The organism is Caulobacter sp. FG121 (assembly GCF_057809815.1).
In genome coordinates this window covers 399,509-413,810 of record NZ_JBMDKR010000002.1, presented here as the reverse complement: position 1 = coordinate 413,810, position 14,302 = coordinate 399,509, and the positions used below count along the sequence as shown (strand labels likewise).

Here is a 14,302-nt window from a genome sequence, read left to right as displayed (position 1 = left end):
CGGTCGAAAACTGTCTTACGCCAAGCGCCATCAGACGACGCCTAGGACATATTGGCTATTTACTCCTGACCTGAGCGGGGCGCGGGCCGAGGATTCTGCAAGGGGGCGGATATTCAGGGGGCTTGGCGCGGACAGCGACCGCCGTTCAGCGGATTGAAAGAGTCCGACGGCAAACTGCCCGCATGACGCAGAAGCCTCATGACATCGGCCTCCCCGCGGAGCGCCGCCGACGCAGACGGCGCGGTTGCGGTCTGGCCGGACTTCTGGTCCACGGGCCGCGCGATGCGGCTCTGGACTGCGGTATCGTCGATCTGGACGCGACCGGAGCCCGCATCAGGTTGGTCGCCGCGCCGACGATCATGCCGACCGAGGTCCGCCTTCTGCTGCCAGGCAGCGCGGTGGTCTACGAAGCAACCCTGGCCTGGCGGCGAGGCGCCACCTGCGGCCTGACGTTTGACCGCCGTCATGATCTCATGACCGACTGCCCGCCGACGGTGGCGGCGCTCCGGACTCTCTGCCCGGCTGCCGCGCCCGCCTGACGACCCGGTTTAGTCCGCCGGCAGCAGGTTCTCGTTGCGACGGGCCATCAGCTTGTCGAACTCGCCCCAGACGCCGGTCTCGCCGTGCCACTGGCCGCGGGTGGCTGCCTTGGAATACTCGGTCGAGCGGGCTTCGAAGAAGTTGGCGTGCTCCACGCCGCTGAGCATCGATTGCAGCCAGGGCAGCGGGTTTTCCTTCACGCCGTACAGCTCGGGCAGCTTGAGCTGGCGCAGACGCCAGTCGGCGATGAAGCGGATGTAGTGCTTGATGTCCTCGGGGTTCATGCCCTGGACGTCGCCCGCCTCGAAGGCCAGGTCGATGAAACGGTCCTCGAGGTCCACCACGTGGCGGCAGCACTCGACGATGTCGTCAGCCACGTCCTTGGTGACCGCGCCGGTCTCCTTGTTGAAGGCGTGGTACAGCTTGATGATGCCCTCGCAGTGCAGGCTCTCGTCGCGGACCGACCAGCTGACGATCTGGCCCATGCCCTTCATCTTGTTGAAGCGCGGGAAGTTCATCAGCATCGCGAACGAAGCGAACAGCTGCAGGCCCTCGGTGAAGCCGCCGAACATCGCCAGGGTGCGGGCGATGTCAGCGTTCGTCTCGACCCCGAACTGCTGCATGTAGTCGTGCTTGGCCTTCATGGCCTCGTATTCCATGAACGCGCCGAACTCGCTCTCCGGCATGCCGATCGTCTCGAGCAGCAGGGCGTAGGCCGCGATATGGATGGTCTCCATGTTGGCGAAGCTCGCCAGCATCATCTTCACTTCGGTCGGCCGGAACACGCGGCCGTAGCGGTCCATGTAGTTGTCCTGGACCTCGATATCGCCCTGGGTGAAGAAGCGGAAAATCTGCGTCAGCAGATTGCGCTCGCGATCGTTCAGGTTCGCCGCCCAGTCCTTGCAGTCCTCGCCCAGCGGCACCTCTTCCGGCATCCAGTGGACCTGCTGCTGGCGCTTCCACATGTCGTAGGCCCACGGGTAGCGGAACGGCTTGTAGGCCGCCGAAGGGGTGAGCAGGCCGGGCAGGATGAGCTTGGACGAGGCGGTCACGGTGACGAACTCCGGACGGGGGCGGGCGGGAATCGAAGCGGCACGATAGGATGGTCACCGTATCAAACCGCCGCGACACATCTAGTGGCCACGCTGACGCAACCCACAAGATGTTGTGAGATTGTGGATAAGATCATGAATCAATCGTTGACCGTCTACGGCGCCCTCGGATCGGGCAGCGTGCCCGTCGAGGCGGCCCTGACCCTGATCGGCCTGCCCTACACGGTGGTCGAGGCGGCCACCTGGGATTTCGAGCCGGAGGTGCTGGCGATGGTGGAAAAGGTCAATCCGCTGAAGCAGGTGCCGGCCCTGGTCCTGCCGTCCGGGGAAATCCTCACCGAGAGCGGGGCGATCCTGACCTGGCTGGCCGACGCCCACCCGGCGGCGCGCCTTGGTCCGGGGGTGGACGACCCCGGGCGCGGGCAGTTCCTGCGTTGGATGACCTACATTCCGGCGGCGATCTATTCGCTGTTCTGGGTGCGCGACGAGCCCTCGCGCCTGGGCGGTCCCGACCCGGCCCAGGGCGAACGCATCAAGGCGGCGACCGCCGAGCGCATCGCCGAATGCTGGCGCATGATGGACCAACAGATAAGGCCGGCGGGCGACTATCTGCTCGGCGACGACCTGTCGGTGCTCGACCTCTATGTCGCGGTGGTCAGCCGCTGGGGGCCGGGCCGCAACCGCTTCTATCGGGAGGCGCCCGGGATGACGCCGGTGGTCCGACGTGTCGACGCTGACCCGCGCCTGGCCGATTTCTGGGCGCAACGATTCCCGTTCGCCGAGGGATGGGAGCGTTAGGTCCCGCGCCGAAGGCGTTCGGACCGGCGCGCCGCGAGCGCACGTCGGGACGGACGGGAACCGGCGGATCGGGTGGGCACACTATCCCCGCCCTGGGCTGAGCCAATTTGCCTCACGGAGCATTAGGACTCGCGCCATCCGGGCGTGAACAGATCGCAGGTCTCTTTAGTCCGGAGGCCCGGGATGCCGTCGACCCGCCAGAAGACCTCCCATCGGGAGAGCGTGCCGTTCGCCTGCGTCGTGGACGAGGCCGCGGTCGCTATCCATGCCGTGGTCCCGATCAAGGTGGCGCTCACATTGACCGGCGGGCTTGTGGCCGGACTGGTCGCCACCTGGCCGCTGGCCCTGGGCTGGGTCGCGGGAAATCTCCTTCTGGAGCTGTGGTGCTGGTTCGCGACCCGACGCCAGGCGGCGGACGGCGCGATCTCGCCGGCGATCCGGGCCAACTTCGTCGCCAACTACGTGGCGACCAACGTCTCGTGGCTGTTGCTCGGCGGGATGATGTGGGGCGCCGGCGGGGTCGCCGGGCATGCCAGCGGCGCCGTCGTGGTTGTCGCGCTGATCCTGGTCCTCGTCCTTCTGTTCTATAACACGCCGATGGTGTTCCTCGCCGCCGGCGCCCTGCCCGCGTGGGCGGCCATGGCGGTGATCGCGATAGCCGCTGGCTATGACTGGCGGGCCATGACGCCGATCTGGATCGCCGTGGGCCTGACGATGGTCTTCAACCTCGGCCGGGCGATGGATACGCCTTCGGCCCAGGAACAGAAGCGCCGGCTCAACGCTAGTCTCCAGGACTTCGAGACCCTGGCCGCCAACATACCCGACGTCATCGCCCGCTGGGACATGAACGGCGTCAACCAGTATGTCTCACCCGCAAGCCTCGCCGTCTTCGGTTACACGAGCGAGGAGATGCTGGGCCGGTCCCGCCTCGACACCGTGGACCCCGACAGCGCGGCTCATCTTACGGAGGGGTTGTGTCGGCTGAAGGCCGACCCGACCCGGTCGCAGGCCCTGACATTTCGCGTGCGCCACAAGGACGGCCGCTGGATCTGGATCCAGAGCAACGTCAGCCTTCTGCGCGAACACGGCATCCCGGTCGGTATCATCAATGTCAGCCGTGACGTCACCGAGCGGGTGGAGGCCGATCTGGCGCTGCAGGAGGCCAAGACGCTGGCGGACGCGGCCAACGTCGCCAAGTCCGAGTTCCTGGCCAACGTCAGTCATGAGATTCGAACGCCGATGAACGGGGTGCTGGCCGCGCTTCACCTGTTGGAACGGGAGCCGATTTCCGCCGAAGGCCGCGAGCTGATGCGTCAGGCCAGCGCCTGCGGCCGCATGCTGTCGCAGTTGCTGAATGATGTGCTCGACTTCTCGCGGATCGACGCCGGCCAGCTGGAACTGGCGACGGAAGCGATGGACGCCGGTGAGGCGCTGACGACGGTGGTCGCCCTGCTGACCGGAGATGCCCGGGCCAAGGGCGTCGACCTGCGGTGCGAGGTCACGGGCGACGACCCCTGGATCATGGCCGATCCGGTCAGGCTGCAGCAGACCATGTTCAACCTGCTGGGCAACGCGGTGAAATTCACGGCCAAGGGTCATGTGACGGCGCGGCTGGCCGTTACGCCAGGCGCGAACGCCGACCTTCGCAAGCTTCGCTTCGAGGTCGAAGACAGCGGAATCGGCATGACCGCAGCCGCGCAGGGGAATCTCTTCGAGCGCTTTCGTCAGGCCGAGAGCGATACGGCCCGCAGATACGGCGGCGCGGGCCTGGGGCTTTCGATCACAAGAGACCTGGTGACCATGATGGGGGGCGACATCGGCTTCACCAGCGCCGAGGGCGTCGGCTCGACCTTCTGGCTGGAGATCGAACTCCCCGCCGCCGCGCCGCCCTTGATTGTTGATCGCGCAGAGGACGCCGCTGACTTGCCCCTGGAGGGTGTGAACATCCTGCTGGTCGAGGATAACGCGACCAACCGGCTCGTCGCCGGCACCCTTCTGGGCCGCCTGGGCGCCCGGGTCGCTGAAGCGGAGGACGGTCTGCAGGGACTGGACGCCGCTCGGGTCGGCGGGTTTGACCTGATCCTGATGGATATCCAGATGCCACACATGGATGGGGTCGCGGCGACCCGCGCTATCCGCGGCCTGCCAGGACCGGTGGGCGAAACTCCGATCCTGGGTCTGACCGCCAATGTGATGACCCATCAGCGCGCCCAGTATCTCGCGGCGGGCATGAACGGCGTGGTGGCCAAGCCCATCTCTCCCGCCGCCCTGCTGGGCGAGATTGCCCGACTGGTCGCGGATCCGCTCGAAACAGCCGCCTGATCAGGTCGCCGGATCATACTCCAGGCCCAGCTTCGCCAGTCTGACCGCGAACGGCCCGTAGCGGCGGCCCATGGCGGCAAGCGCCTGATCCAGCTGCGGGGCCGCGGGGCCGGCATCGCCGGGTATGACATAGCGACCGGCCCTCGGCTCCGCATCGGGGAGGATCGTCAGGCCGTGGCGCGATCGCACCGGCGCCCGTCCGGGCCGGGTTGTCGCCACGCGCGCGCGGAAGCTGCGCTGCCAGACGTCCGACCTCAGCGCCAGGGCGATCTCGTCGACGCCGTCCGTCACAGGGGCCTCGACGGTTTCGTGCGACCACACCGCCACGATGATGCTGATCGCGTGGCCATAGTCGGCTTTTGACAGATGGAACTCTGACGTGCGGTGCGCGGTGCTCCATTCGCTCACGCCCAGCCGTCTGGCGGTCGCCTCCGCCGTCGCGCGCCCGCCGATCGCCTCGACCAGCGCCAGCGACATCGGGATCGAGGCCGACACCCCCGTCGTGGAAATGATCGGACCGTCCTGGACGTAGCGCTGGTCGCGCACCCAGGTCGTGTCCGGATAGCTCTTCTGGACAGCTTTCAGCGCCCCCCAGTGGGTTGTCGCGCGGCGGCCGTGCAGCAGGCCGGCGGCGGCGACCACGCGGGCGCCTTCGCAGACGGAAACGATGGTCGCGCCGCGGCCGGCCTGATCCTTGACCCAGGCGGTCAGCACCTTGTCCTTCGGGGACATCTGCGCCGGTACGATGACGATATCGGCGCCGGCCGGCTCGGCCAGATCGAATTGCGCCAGGGTCTGGTCGGCGCGGATTTTCAGCGCCATGCGCAGCTGGATCGGGCCCTCGCCGGTGGACAGGCTGCGCACCTCGGCCACGCCGGAGTCCTTGAGCACGCCGTAGGGAATGATGAAGTCCGTCACCTCGGCGCCGTTGTTCTCGCCGACGACCACGACCAGCGGCCGGGTCCGTCCGGCTTTGGGTGCGGGGAGAGTCAGGCGGTCCGAAGCCCTGGGGGTCACCGCGACGGCCGGCGCGCCGTCGGCGAAGGAATTGCCGGCCGCGACCGCGACGAGGGGCAGGGCGAGAAAGCCAGTGATGATCACGAGGGCGGCGCGCATGGCGGTGTCTTTCGAACAGGAAGGAGAGGGGACGTCCGGAGCCGCGCGGCGACCCCGGACGTTCTGGGCGGTCAGGCGCTGGCGGCGGGGGTCGCGCAGGCGCAGTCGTCGCCACACCGGCAGGTCGGTCCGCAGTTGCAGGACACGCAGGTGCAGGGCTCGCAGGGGCATTGATCGGTCATGGTCTTGTCTCCGTTGCGTCCCGAGGATCGGGAACACCTGGAGCCTAGGGTCGAAAGTGTCTGGCGGAAATGACACAAGTATCGCATATTGCGCCAATGACCTTGACCCCTGCCCATACCCGCAAAGTGGCCCTCGTCGGCTATCATGGCGTCCAGTCCCTTGATCTGGTCGGCCCCCTCGAGGTCTTCGCCATGGCCTGCAACTTCAGCGGCAAGCCTCTCTACGAGCCCATCCTCGCCTCGCCGGACGGGGGAGAGATTCGATGCAACTCGGGACTTCGCCTGGCCGGTTCTGTGGCGCTGGCCGACCTGCCTGCCGATCTGGATACCGTGCTCGTGGGCGGTGGACACGAAGCGGGCCTGCGAGCGATGGGCGAGAGCGACGTCGTGCTCGACTGGCTGCGCGATCGCGCCTCTACCACCCGCCGCATGGGCAGCGTCTGTTCCGGCGCCCTGGTGCTGGCGGCGACGGGCCTGATCGATGGCCGTCGCGCGACCACCCACTGGGGTGTCTGCGATCAGCTGCGCGCGCTTCGGCCAGCTGTCCGGCTTGAGCCGGACGCGATCTTCGTCGCCGACCCGCCCTTCTTCACCTCGGCCGGGGTCACGGCGGGCATCGACCTGTGCCTGGCTCTCGTCGAGGCCGACCACGGTCCGGACCTGGCCCTGGCCATCGCGCGCAACCTGGTTCTGTTCATGCGCCGCCCCGGCGGCCAGACGCAGTACAGCGCCGGCCTCAACGTCCAGGCGGCGGCGACGCCGAAACTGCGCCAGCTGATCGCCGACATCAGCGCTGATCCGGTCGGCGACCTTTCGCTGCCGGCCCTCGCCGCCAGAGCCGGCATGACCGAACGGACGTTTTCCAGGGTCTTCCATCGCGAGACCGGCATCACGCCGGCCGCCTTCGTCGAGACCGCCCGCCTCGACCGGGCCAAGACCTTGCTCGAGACTTCCGACTGGCCGCTCGCAAGAATCGCCGAACGGGCAGGCTTCGGCAGTCTCGACGGCCTGCACCGCGCCTTTCACAAGCGCCTCGGCGCGACGCCGGGTGAATATCGGCAGCGGTTCGGGCGGGTCGGCGGCGCCTGACCTTGCGCAACCCCGCGCCCGCGTCATCCGTTCCGCTAGCATGAACAGGATCGCGACTCTGGTTCTCACCGCCACCTTGCTTGCGGCGACGTCCGTCGAAGGGCAGGCCTATGTCCGCGCAGACTGCCGATCCGTGATCGGCCCGCCGCCGGCCCAGGATACCCTGACCGCCGCCTGGTATCGCCGGTTCTGGACCGGCGACTGCGGGAGCCTGAAGGGCTGCCATGCCGGAAGCCCCAACTGGAACCAGGTCGTCGCCCGCCTGACGGCCCGCGCCGACCCTGCTCGCCGGGCCTCAGTCCACGCCCGCGCCTGTCGCCTGGGGGCCCGCATCGGCCAGGAATGGACTCGTCCCGGCCGCGTCCGCCGCATCGACAGCCACGACCTCCGCGCCTTCAAGGCGACTCTCGATCGCGCCGGCGACGTCGCGAGGGGCCTGTCGAAGGTCGAGGCGCAGGTCAGCGGCGCGACCCGCCGCTAGCCACCCGCCAATCGCCGGAACACGACGCCCCGCGTCCGGGTCTTGTAGGCGCGCCAGCCGATCACCCGGTTGCTGCGGTCGCGCTCGAACACAAAGGTCCAGTAGGCGTCCCGCCCGCTGAAGGCGTCCTGATAGATCGGGTCGAGCAGGAAGGTTTCTCCGTCCGGGCCCGTGGTCCTGAGGACGCCTCCGGCGGCCACGTCGACCGCGACGGTCCAGACGGCCTCGGCGTCGACGCTTACGAACTGCCCGGTGAACGCCGCCAGTGTCTTCGCGTCCGGCTTCCAGGCGGATACAGGCGCCAGAAGGACCGCTGCGTTTCCGATGCGCGTCAACGACAGGCCGGTGGGCCGGCCCTGGTGGTCACGGGTCACGGTCGCCTCCCGGGTTCCTGCCCGGTTCACCAGGCGGCCCGTGCCATCAGGAGAGAACGGCCCGCCGCCGTTGAAATGCACGCCGGCCTCGTCGACCGTCACCTTCACGAGGGCGCCGGTCAGCCGGTTCCTCCACAGCCCGGCGAGATCTGCCGGCGCCGGCCTCACAAGCCCGACCGGGACCTCCACAGATGCCGGCGCAGCTGGCATGAACAGCGCTGTCAGGGCAGGTCCGAGATCCTCGGTGTTGAGGGCGCCGGCGTTGCAGAGCACCGCGACCGAAAGGCCCTCGGCCGGAACTCGCGCCAGATAGGCCCGGTAGCCGGCCGTGGCGCCGGCGTGGAAGATGAGTACGCGGCCGTTGACGCTGGTCCACTCCAGCCCGAGCCCGTAGGCGATAGGCGTTCCGTCGGCGAGGGCGCCCCGCGTGTTCGTCAGCAGCCCGACCCAGTCCGACGCCCACGACGGCGGAGCGCTGAGCAACGCGTTCCAGCGTTGCAGGTCGCCGACCGTGGTCAGCAATCCGCCGGGTCCGACCACGTCTTCGAGCGGCATGTCCTGACGCAGGACGCCGTCCTCGCCGGGCGTATAGGCGGTCGCCCGCCCCGGCACGATGTCATTGTGATTGTCGCGCCAGCGGGTCCGGTCCATGCTGGCCGGCTCGAACAGCCGTGCGCGGCTGAAGGCGTCAAAGGTCTGTCCGCTGACCCGCTCCACGATGATCGCGGCCAGGACGTAGTTCGAGTTGCTGTAGAGATACTCCGTACCCGGCGTGAAATTCAGCGCCGATTGCCGCGCCACGATCGCCAGCACCTGGGCGTTGGTGTGGTTGCGGCTGTCGCGGCCGGCGCCGGCCAGTTCCACGAGATCGTCCCAGTTGCGCAGGCCGCTGGTGTGCGTCAGCAGCCTGCGGATTGTGATGGGGGCGCCGTAGTCGCGCATTTCGGGAAGGTACCTGCGGATGTCGTCGTCCAGCGCCAGCCGCCCGTCCGCGACCAGCACCGCGACGGCCGCGGCGGTCACCTGCTTGGAGACCGACCCGGCCTCCAGCACGGTGTCGGGGTGAATCGGCGTTCCGGTCTCGAGATTCGCCATCCCCCAGGTCCTGCTGAATACCGGCTCACTGCCGCGCATGACCGAGATCGCGCAGCCAGGCCCCGCGGGGTCGGCGGCGTCCCTGAACAGGGCCATGACGGACGGTGTCGGGTCGGAAGGCGGCGGCGAGGATGAGGGCGCCGCTCCGGCAAGCGCGAATAGCAAAGGCAACGTCGTCAGCACGGTGGGTCTCCATCGGTGGAGACACAACCCTGACCACTCGCGGCGGCTAGAGCGCCGCAGTATCCGCCATTGGCGCGGATTGGCGGCTTTCGGGACGCCCGAGGCGGCGGCGAATTTCCGTCGGCGTGGCGCCCGCGTAGAGACGGAAGGCGCGGTTGAAGCTGGCCTTGGCGTTGAAGCCGGCCTCCAGGGCCAGGTCCAGCACATCGCGCCCGGCGTTCTCCGGTCGGGTCAACGCTTCCGTGACGGCCTCGACGCGGATCCGCCCGAGGAACTCCCGAAACGTCTGGCCAGCTCCCAACGATAGCCCGCGCGACAGGGTCCGTTCCGATACCGCCAGCCGCGCGGCGAGGCCGGCCAGATCCAGCGTCTCGTCCCGCCACCACCCGGCTTCGACCACGCGCTCGCGCCAGGCCGTCGCCTGCGTCCTGTATCTCGCGGTCTCGTCGCCCGGTGCGCCCTTCGTCCTTGCTGCGGACGCCGGCGCCGAGTGCGGATAGTCGACCCCGCCATACCGCCAACCGAGCAACCCCAGGCCATAGGTCAGGCCGGCGAAGACGAGCATCAGCGGAAACCGCGCCATGTAGTCGAGTGGGCGCACCAGCCAGCTAGTCAGGGCGAATCCGGCGGCGACCGCCAGGGTCATGGCGAACCCGGTCAGCATCGCCCGCAGCCATCCAAGGCGCGCGTCTTCGCGATTGGCGAAATGGTCGTCCAGCCAAGCGCGATAGCGCTCGACCGTCCGTAGACTGATGAAAAGATAGATTCCGGCCAGAGCCAGGGCGACCGCCGCGCCCGCCGGCGCGACCAGTCCGAGGTGCGGACCCGTATACCAGGTCCACTTCGCAGGGGTCGGGAGGGCGAAACAGACCAACTGATAGCCGAGCTGAACGGCGGCGGGGACGAGGTGCAGGCCCCATTGCGACGGCGGCCGGCCCGTCGTCAGACAGACGATGTACCCCCAAAGCAGCGGACCATAGGCGAACGAAAGATCGAACGGCGCAAAGGTCAGCCAAGGGTGGGCGTCATAGGCCCCGGCATAGCCCAGCACATAGGGGCCCAGCCGAAGCACAACGGCGCTGATCAGGGCCGCCAGCCACCACCGCGCGGGTCCGCGCCCACTGGCTGCCGCCAGCCCCGCCAGCGCGGCGCCATTGGCCGCCCCGACCAGCAAGGACAGACTGTAGATGCCCATGACCCGCGCGCCTCCGTCACGGAAGCTAGCGCGTCGGTGCGGGCCGTCCACCCTGACCCGTCACCAGACGCCCGTGCGCGCCTCCGGCGGCAGATACAGCTTGTCACCGGGTTGAACGCCAAGGGCCCGTCGCCAGGCCTCGAGATTTCGAACGGTGTCGGTGCGGTATTCGCCGGGAGCATGGGTGTCGGAGGCAATCTGCTGGGCCAGGGCCGCGTCGGTCTGGACCCGCCGCCAACGTCGCGCGAAGGCCAGGAAGAAGCGCTGGTCGCCGGTCAGCCCGTCCCTGATCGCATCCGGCTTGCCCTTGAGCGACAGGTGGTAGGCGTCATAGGCCACTAGCAGGCCGGCAAGATCGCCGATGCCCTCGCCCAACACCTGCTCGCCCTTCACGCAGAGTCCGGGTCGCGGACAATAGGCGTCGAGCTGCGCCTGCAGCGGGGCCGCCGCCGCGCGGTAGCGCGCCAGCTCCTCCGGGGTCCACCAGCGCAACAATCGGCCTTGGGCGTCGTACAGACTGCCCAGCTCGTCGATGCTGTGGCTGATTTCGTGGGCCATGCCCGCGCCGGCTGAACCGTAGTTGGCGGCGGCGTCGCCCGTCGGGTCAAAGAAGGGCGGCTGCAGGATGCCGGCGGAGAACTGCATGGCGTTGGGACTGAAATTGATGATCGCCCCGGCCTGCTGCGGCAGGAGCCCACTCCACTCGCCCGGATCAACCGGCCGCTCGAGCTTGGCCAGCTCACGGCGGTAGGCGAAGGCCTCGGCGCGACGCAGGTTGCCCAGGGCGTCGTCCTTGCGGATGTCCAGGCCGGCATAGTCGATCCACCGGTCGGGATAGCCCACGCCGATCCTGACCGCAGCCACCTTGGCCAGCGCCATGTCCCGGGCCGCGGGCGACCGCCAGGCCTGACGGGCGACGCGCGCGGCCATGGCGGTCCGCAGGTTTTCCGCCATCTCAGTCGCCGCGGCCTTCGCGGAGGGCGGGAACCAGCGGGCCACATAGCGCCGGCCGATATCCTCACCCAGCGCCGTCGTGGTTGAAGCGATCGCCTGCGCCGCCCGGTCCGGCTGCTGGCCGCCGAAGGCCTTGGGCAACACAGCCGCGTAATGCTCAAGCAGATGAAAGGCGAGATAGTCCTTCCAGGTTTCGATCGGCTGATCGCCGACCAGCGCGGCTATGCCCTTGAGCGCCGAGGGTTGCCAGACGACGAACCGGTCCTGTCGGCCGAGGCCCGCCGCCCCGAACCAGGCGTCCCAGTCCAAGCCCGGCGCTTTCGCCCCGAAGTCGGCGCGGCGCCAGGCGTTGTCCGTCTTGAACACGTCGTCGGTGTCGGCGCGCGGGGCCTGCGCCCGGGCGATGGCCGTCTCAAGCGCCAACACGCGGGTAGCGCGGGCGTCGGCCAGATCGAAGCCGGCGAGGGTCAGCATCGCCGCGACATGCGCGCGATAGGCCTCCCGCGCCGCGACGGCTTCGGCCCCTTCGTCGAGATAGGTCTCGCGGTCGAACAGGCCCAGGCCGCCTTGCACCAGATGCGGGACGTAGTGATCGGGATCGTGGAAGTCCTGATGGATCCATACGCCGAACAGGCCGGCGGTCTGGGTATTGCTGCCGTCATCCAGGGTGAGCGACCCGCCCAGCCAGGCTGACAGCGCCTTGCGGTCGGCGATCTCGGCGATGGCGGCCAGATCCCCGGACAGCGGCTGCAGGCCCCTTGCCTCGATGCCGGCGGTATCCATCCAGCTGACATACCAGGCGCCGACCCGGTCGCTCTTTCCGGCCCTGGCCGCCGCCACTGCCCCATCGACAAGCATCTGCACGCGCTCCGACGACAGCGCTCGCAACTGGGCCGTCGTGTCGTAGCGCGCCCGGCCTTCCGGCAGGGGCGTGGTTCGCAGCCAGACGCCGTTGGCGTAGGCATAAAAGTCGTCGCCCGGCCGCACGCCGGAATCGACACCGGACGCCGCCGCCATGGGAGTCGTCCCTTGCGCCATGGCGACGCCGGACAGGAGAGCGGCCAGGCTTCCGGCCAGGGCGATGCGGACAAACGGGCTCGCGTGACGACTAGACATGGGCGGCCTCGCGGGCCGCAAGCGCCGCCAGCAGCTCCCGGCTGTCGACCACTTCGGCGAATTCGCCCTGGAGGTCGCTGAGCGCGGCGTCATGCACGGCCTCCGCCGACCGGAGGCGACCGTCGAGCCCGGCGCGGGCGAAGGTTGCCGTCGCATCGGCCACGACAAACGTATCGAAGCCCAGGTTTCCGGCCATGCGCGCGGTGGTCGAAATACAATGGTTGGTGGTCAGCCCGACGACAACCAGCGCCTCGATGCCGTCGGCGCGCAGATCGGCCTCCAGCGTCGTCCCGATGAAGGCGCTGTTGACCTGCTTGCGATAGAGCCGTTCGCCCGCCAGCGGCCGGCCCTCGGGCTTGGCGGCGTTGCCGGGCGTGCCCGGCCTCAGCCTGCCCGACGGCGCCGGCGAATCATGGTGGACGTGGATCACGGGCGCCCTGAACGCACGCCAGGCCGACAGCAGGGCCGCGATCCGCGCCTCCGCGCCGGGGTTGTTGCGGACGCCCCAGGCCGGATCGTCAAAGCCGACCTGCAGGTCGACCACCATCAGGGCGGCGTTGTGAATGGATGGTCTCACGGCTCGGTCCTCCCGCGCACGGGGCGGCGCCGGCGCGCGCCTTGACAGCCCTCGTACGCCGTCGATTGTGCGGGCCGTGAATGCCCGTCGCCATGAGCAAGACGGCGGCGGAGCCTGACGAAATGACCGAAGATCAGCGGACGGATAGACGAAACGGCGGCGTTCGCGACGCGCTCGATGAGAAGCTGGTCTCCCTGCTGAGTCTGAACGCCCGTATGACCCTCACCGCGCTCGCCCGTGCGCTGGCCCTGTCGCGCACGGCGCTGCAGGCCCGCATGGCCCGCCTCGAACGCGACCGGGTCATTCTCGGCTATCGCGCCGTGATCGCCGAAGCGCCGCCCGCCGCGGATGACAACAGCCTGGGCGCCGTCCTGTCGCTGACCTTCAGCCAGCGCCCGTGTCATCCCGTCGTCCAGACTTTCCGGCACTGGCCGGAGATCACTCACTACTATTCGGTCACCGGTCCGCTGGACGCCTATGTCGTGGTCCGCGTGGCGAACGCCCAGGCGCTGGCCGCGCTGGTCGACCGCCTCAGCGCCATTCCCGGGGTGGATCAGGTGAGGTCATCGGTGGTGCTGAAGGAGGACTTCGGCTGAGAGGGCGGGCCACCGCGCCGCGATAGCTCCGCTCTATCCTGTCGCAAGAAACAATTGATTGTCCGACTCCCGTGGCGCGGGACTACCCTCCCTACCGCCAGCGGTCGGGGGACCGCCTTCGTGCGCCCCCCGGCCTCGACCCCATCAACGGAGACGCACGATGTCGCTCGCGACCAGCAAGACCCTCGACAACCTGAAGGCCGCCTTCGCCGGCGAGAGCCAGGCGAACCGCCGCTACCTGTACTTCGCGCAGAAGGCCGACGTGGAAGGCTACAACGATGTGGCCGCGGTGTTCCGCTCGACCGCCGAGGGCGAGACCGGCCACGCCCACGGCCACCTGGAGTTCATGGAGTCGGTCGGCGACCCGGCCACCGGCCTGCCGATCGGCGGCACCTCCGACAACCTGAAGGCCTCGATCGCCGGCGAGACCCACGAGTACACCGACATGTACCCGGGCATGGCCCGCACGGCCCGCGAGGAAGGGTTCGACGAGATCGCCGACTGGTTCGAGACCCTGGCCAAGGCCGAAAAGTCCCACGCCGGCCGCTTCCAGCGCGCGCTGGACACGCTGGACTAGGGTTGGTTGCGTGGTTCGAGACGCGGACCTGAGGGTCCGCTCCTCACCATGACGA

The 14,302-nt window shown here is 68.7% G+C and carries 13 protein-coding genes; 7 read left to right on the top strand and 6 right to left on the bottom strand.

Annotated elements, in window-relative coordinates:
- The first annotated feature begins 182 nt into the window (after positions 1 to 182).
- Complete coding sequence (locus ACODSL_RS07990) at positions 183 to 539, top strand: hypothetical protein (RefSeq protein ID WP_488900135.1); 357 nt, start codon at positions 183 to 185, stop codon at positions 537 to 539.
- A 9-nt stretch (positions 540 to 548) separates the two neighbouring features.
- Here the strand turns inward: ACODSL_RS07990 and ACODSL_RS07985 are convergent, their stop codons facing one another.
- Positions 549 to 1,592: a ribonucleotide-diphosphate reductase subunit beta gene (locus tag ACODSL_RS07985; protein ID WP_488900134.1), complete on the bottom strand. Its 1,044-nt coding sequence runs from the start codon at positions 1,590 to 1,592 to the stop codon at positions 549 to 551.
- 135 nt (positions 1,593 to 1,727) lie between these two features.
- On the opposite strand from ACODSL_RS07985, the gene ACODSL_RS07980 reads away from it, so the two are divergent.
- Both ACODSL_RS07980 and ACODSL_RS07975 read left to right on the top strand, forming a co-directional pair.
- A complete protein-coding gene (locus tag ACODSL_RS07980) occupies positions 1,728 to 2,390 on the top strand; it encodes a glutathione S-transferase family protein (protein ID WP_488900133.1) in 663 nt (220 codons plus the stop codon).
- A 183-nt stretch (positions 2,391 to 2,573) separates the two neighbouring features.
- Positions 2,574 to 4,712, top strand: a complete 2,139-nt coding sequence (locus ACODSL_RS07975) for a hybrid sensor histidine kinase/response regulator (RefSeq protein ID WP_488900132.1) — start codon at positions 2,574 to 2,576, stop codon at positions 4,710 to 4,712.
- Here the strand turns inward: ACODSL_RS07975 and ACODSL_RS07970 are convergent, their stop codons facing one another.
- A complete protein-coding gene (locus ACODSL_RS07970) occupies positions 4,713 to 5,999 on the bottom strand; it encodes a DJ-1/PfpI family protein (RefSeq protein ID WP_488900131.1) in 1,287 nt (428 codons plus the stop codon).
- 107 nt (positions 6,000 to 6,106) lie between these two features.
- On the opposite strand from ACODSL_RS07970, the gene ACODSL_RS07965 reads away from it, so the two are divergent.
- Entirely contained in the window at positions 6,107 to 7,099 is a 993-nt protein-coding gene (locus ACODSL_RS07965; RefSeq protein ID WP_488900130.1) for a GlxA family transcriptional regulator, read from the top strand.
- Between the two features lie 40 nt (positions 7,100 to 7,139).
- A complete protein-coding gene (locus ACODSL_RS07960) occupies positions 7,140 to 7,580 on the top strand; it encodes a hypothetical protein (protein ID WP_488900129.1) in 441 nt (146 codons plus the stop codon).
- Here the strand turns inward: ACODSL_RS07960 and ACODSL_RS07955 are convergent.
- The 4 genes from ACODSL_RS07955 to ACODSL_RS07940 all read right to left on the bottom strand — a co-directional run bounded on the left by ACODSL_RS07955 (position 7,577) and on the right by ACODSL_RS07940 (position 13,074).
- The gene (locus tag ACODSL_RS07955) at positions 7,577 to 9,145 is read right to left on the bottom strand and encodes a serine hydrolase domain-containing protein (protein ID WP_488900128.1); all 1,569 of its coding nucleotides are present in this window, start codon (positions 9,143 to 9,145) and stop codon (positions 7,577 to 7,579) included. The genes ACODSL_RS07960 and ACODSL_RS07955 overlap by 4 nt on opposite strands.
- Positions 9,146 to 9,278: 133 nt before the next feature.
- Positions 9,279 to 10,427, bottom strand: coding sequence for an AraC family transcriptional regulator (locus ACODSL_RS07950; protein ID WP_488900127.1), 1,149 nt, complete (start codon positions 10,425 to 10,427; stop codon positions 9,279 to 9,281).
- A gap of 60 nt (positions 10,428 to 10,487) precedes the next feature.
- Complete coding sequence (locus ACODSL_RS07945) at positions 10,488 to 12,497, bottom strand: M13 family metallopeptidase (protein ID WP_488900126.1); 2,010 nt, start codon at positions 12,495 to 12,497, stop codon at positions 10,488 to 10,490.
- Entirely contained in the window at positions 12,490 to 13,074 is a 585-nt protein-coding gene (locus ACODSL_RS07940; protein ID WP_488900125.1) for a cysteine hydrolase family protein, read from the bottom strand. The genes ACODSL_RS07945 and ACODSL_RS07940 overlap by 8 nt, the downstream gene beginning before the upstream one ends.
- 122 nt (positions 13,075 to 13,196) lie before the next feature.
- Here ACODSL_RS07940 and ACODSL_RS07935 point away from each other — a divergent pair, with 122 nt between their 5' ends.
- Both ACODSL_RS07935 and ACODSL_RS07930 read left to right on the top strand, forming a co-directional pair.
- A complete protein-coding gene (locus ACODSL_RS07935; RefSeq protein ID WP_488900124.1) occupies positions 13,197 to 13,670 on the top strand; it encodes an Lrp/AsnC family transcriptional regulator in 474 nt (157 codons plus the stop codon).
- Between the two features lie 160 nt (positions 13,671 to 13,830).
- Complete coding sequence (locus tag ACODSL_RS07930) at positions 13,831 to 14,247, top strand: rubrerythrin family protein (RefSeq protein WP_488900123.1); 417 nt, start codon at positions 13,831 to 13,833, stop codon at positions 14,245 to 14,247.
- Positions 14,248 to 14,302: the final 55 nt, after the last annotated feature.

What these genes read in the sequence shown, in the direction of transcription:
- ACODSL_RS07990 (WP_488900135.1), top strand. Translation starts at nt 183, where the DNA reads ATGACGCAGAAGCCTCATGACATCGGCCTCCCCGCGGAGCGCCGCCGA.
- ACODSL_RS07980 (WP_488900133.1), top strand. Translation starts at nt 1,728, where the DNA reads ATGAATCAATCGTTGACCGTCTACGGCGCCCTCGGATCGGGCAGCGTG.
- ACODSL_RS07975 (WP_488900132.1), top strand. Translation starts at nt 2,574, where the DNA reads ATGCCGTCGACCCGCCAGAAGACCTCCCATCGGGAGAGCGTGCCGTTC.
- ACODSL_RS07970 (WP_488900131.1), bottom strand. Translation starts at nt 5,999, where the DNA reads ATGCCCCTGCGAGCCCTGCACCTGCGTGTCCTGCAACTGCGGACCGAC.
- ACODSL_RS07965 (WP_488900130.1), top strand. Translation starts at nt 6,107, where the DNA reads ATGACCTTGACCCCTGCCCATACCCGCAAAGTGGCCCTCGTCGGCTAT.
- ACODSL_RS07960 (WP_488900129.1), top strand. Translation starts at nt 7,140, where the DNA reads ATGAACAGGATCGCGACTCTGGTTCTCACCGCCACCTTGCTTGCGGCG.
- ACODSL_RS07955 (WP_488900128.1), bottom strand. Translation starts at nt 9,145, where the DNA reads ATGGCCCTGTTCAGGGACGCCGCCGACCCCGCGGGGCCTGGCTGCGCG.
- ACODSL_RS07950 (WP_488900127.1), bottom strand. Translation starts at nt 10,427, where the DNA reads ATGGGCATCTACAGTCTGTCCTTGCTGGTCGGGGCGGCCAATGGCGCC.
- ACODSL_RS07945 (WP_488900126.1), bottom strand. Translation starts at nt 12,497, where the DNA reads ATGTCTAGTCGTCACGCGAGCCCGTTTGTCCGCATCGCCCTGGCCGGA.
- ACODSL_RS07935 (WP_488900124.1), top strand. Translation starts at nt 13,197, where the DNA reads ATGACCGAAGATCAGCGGACGGATAGACGAAACGGCGGCGTTCGCGAC.
- ACODSL_RS07930 (WP_488900123.1), top strand. Translation starts at nt 13,831, where the DNA reads ATGTCGCTCGCGACCAGCAAGACCCTCGACAACCTGAAGGCCGCCTTC.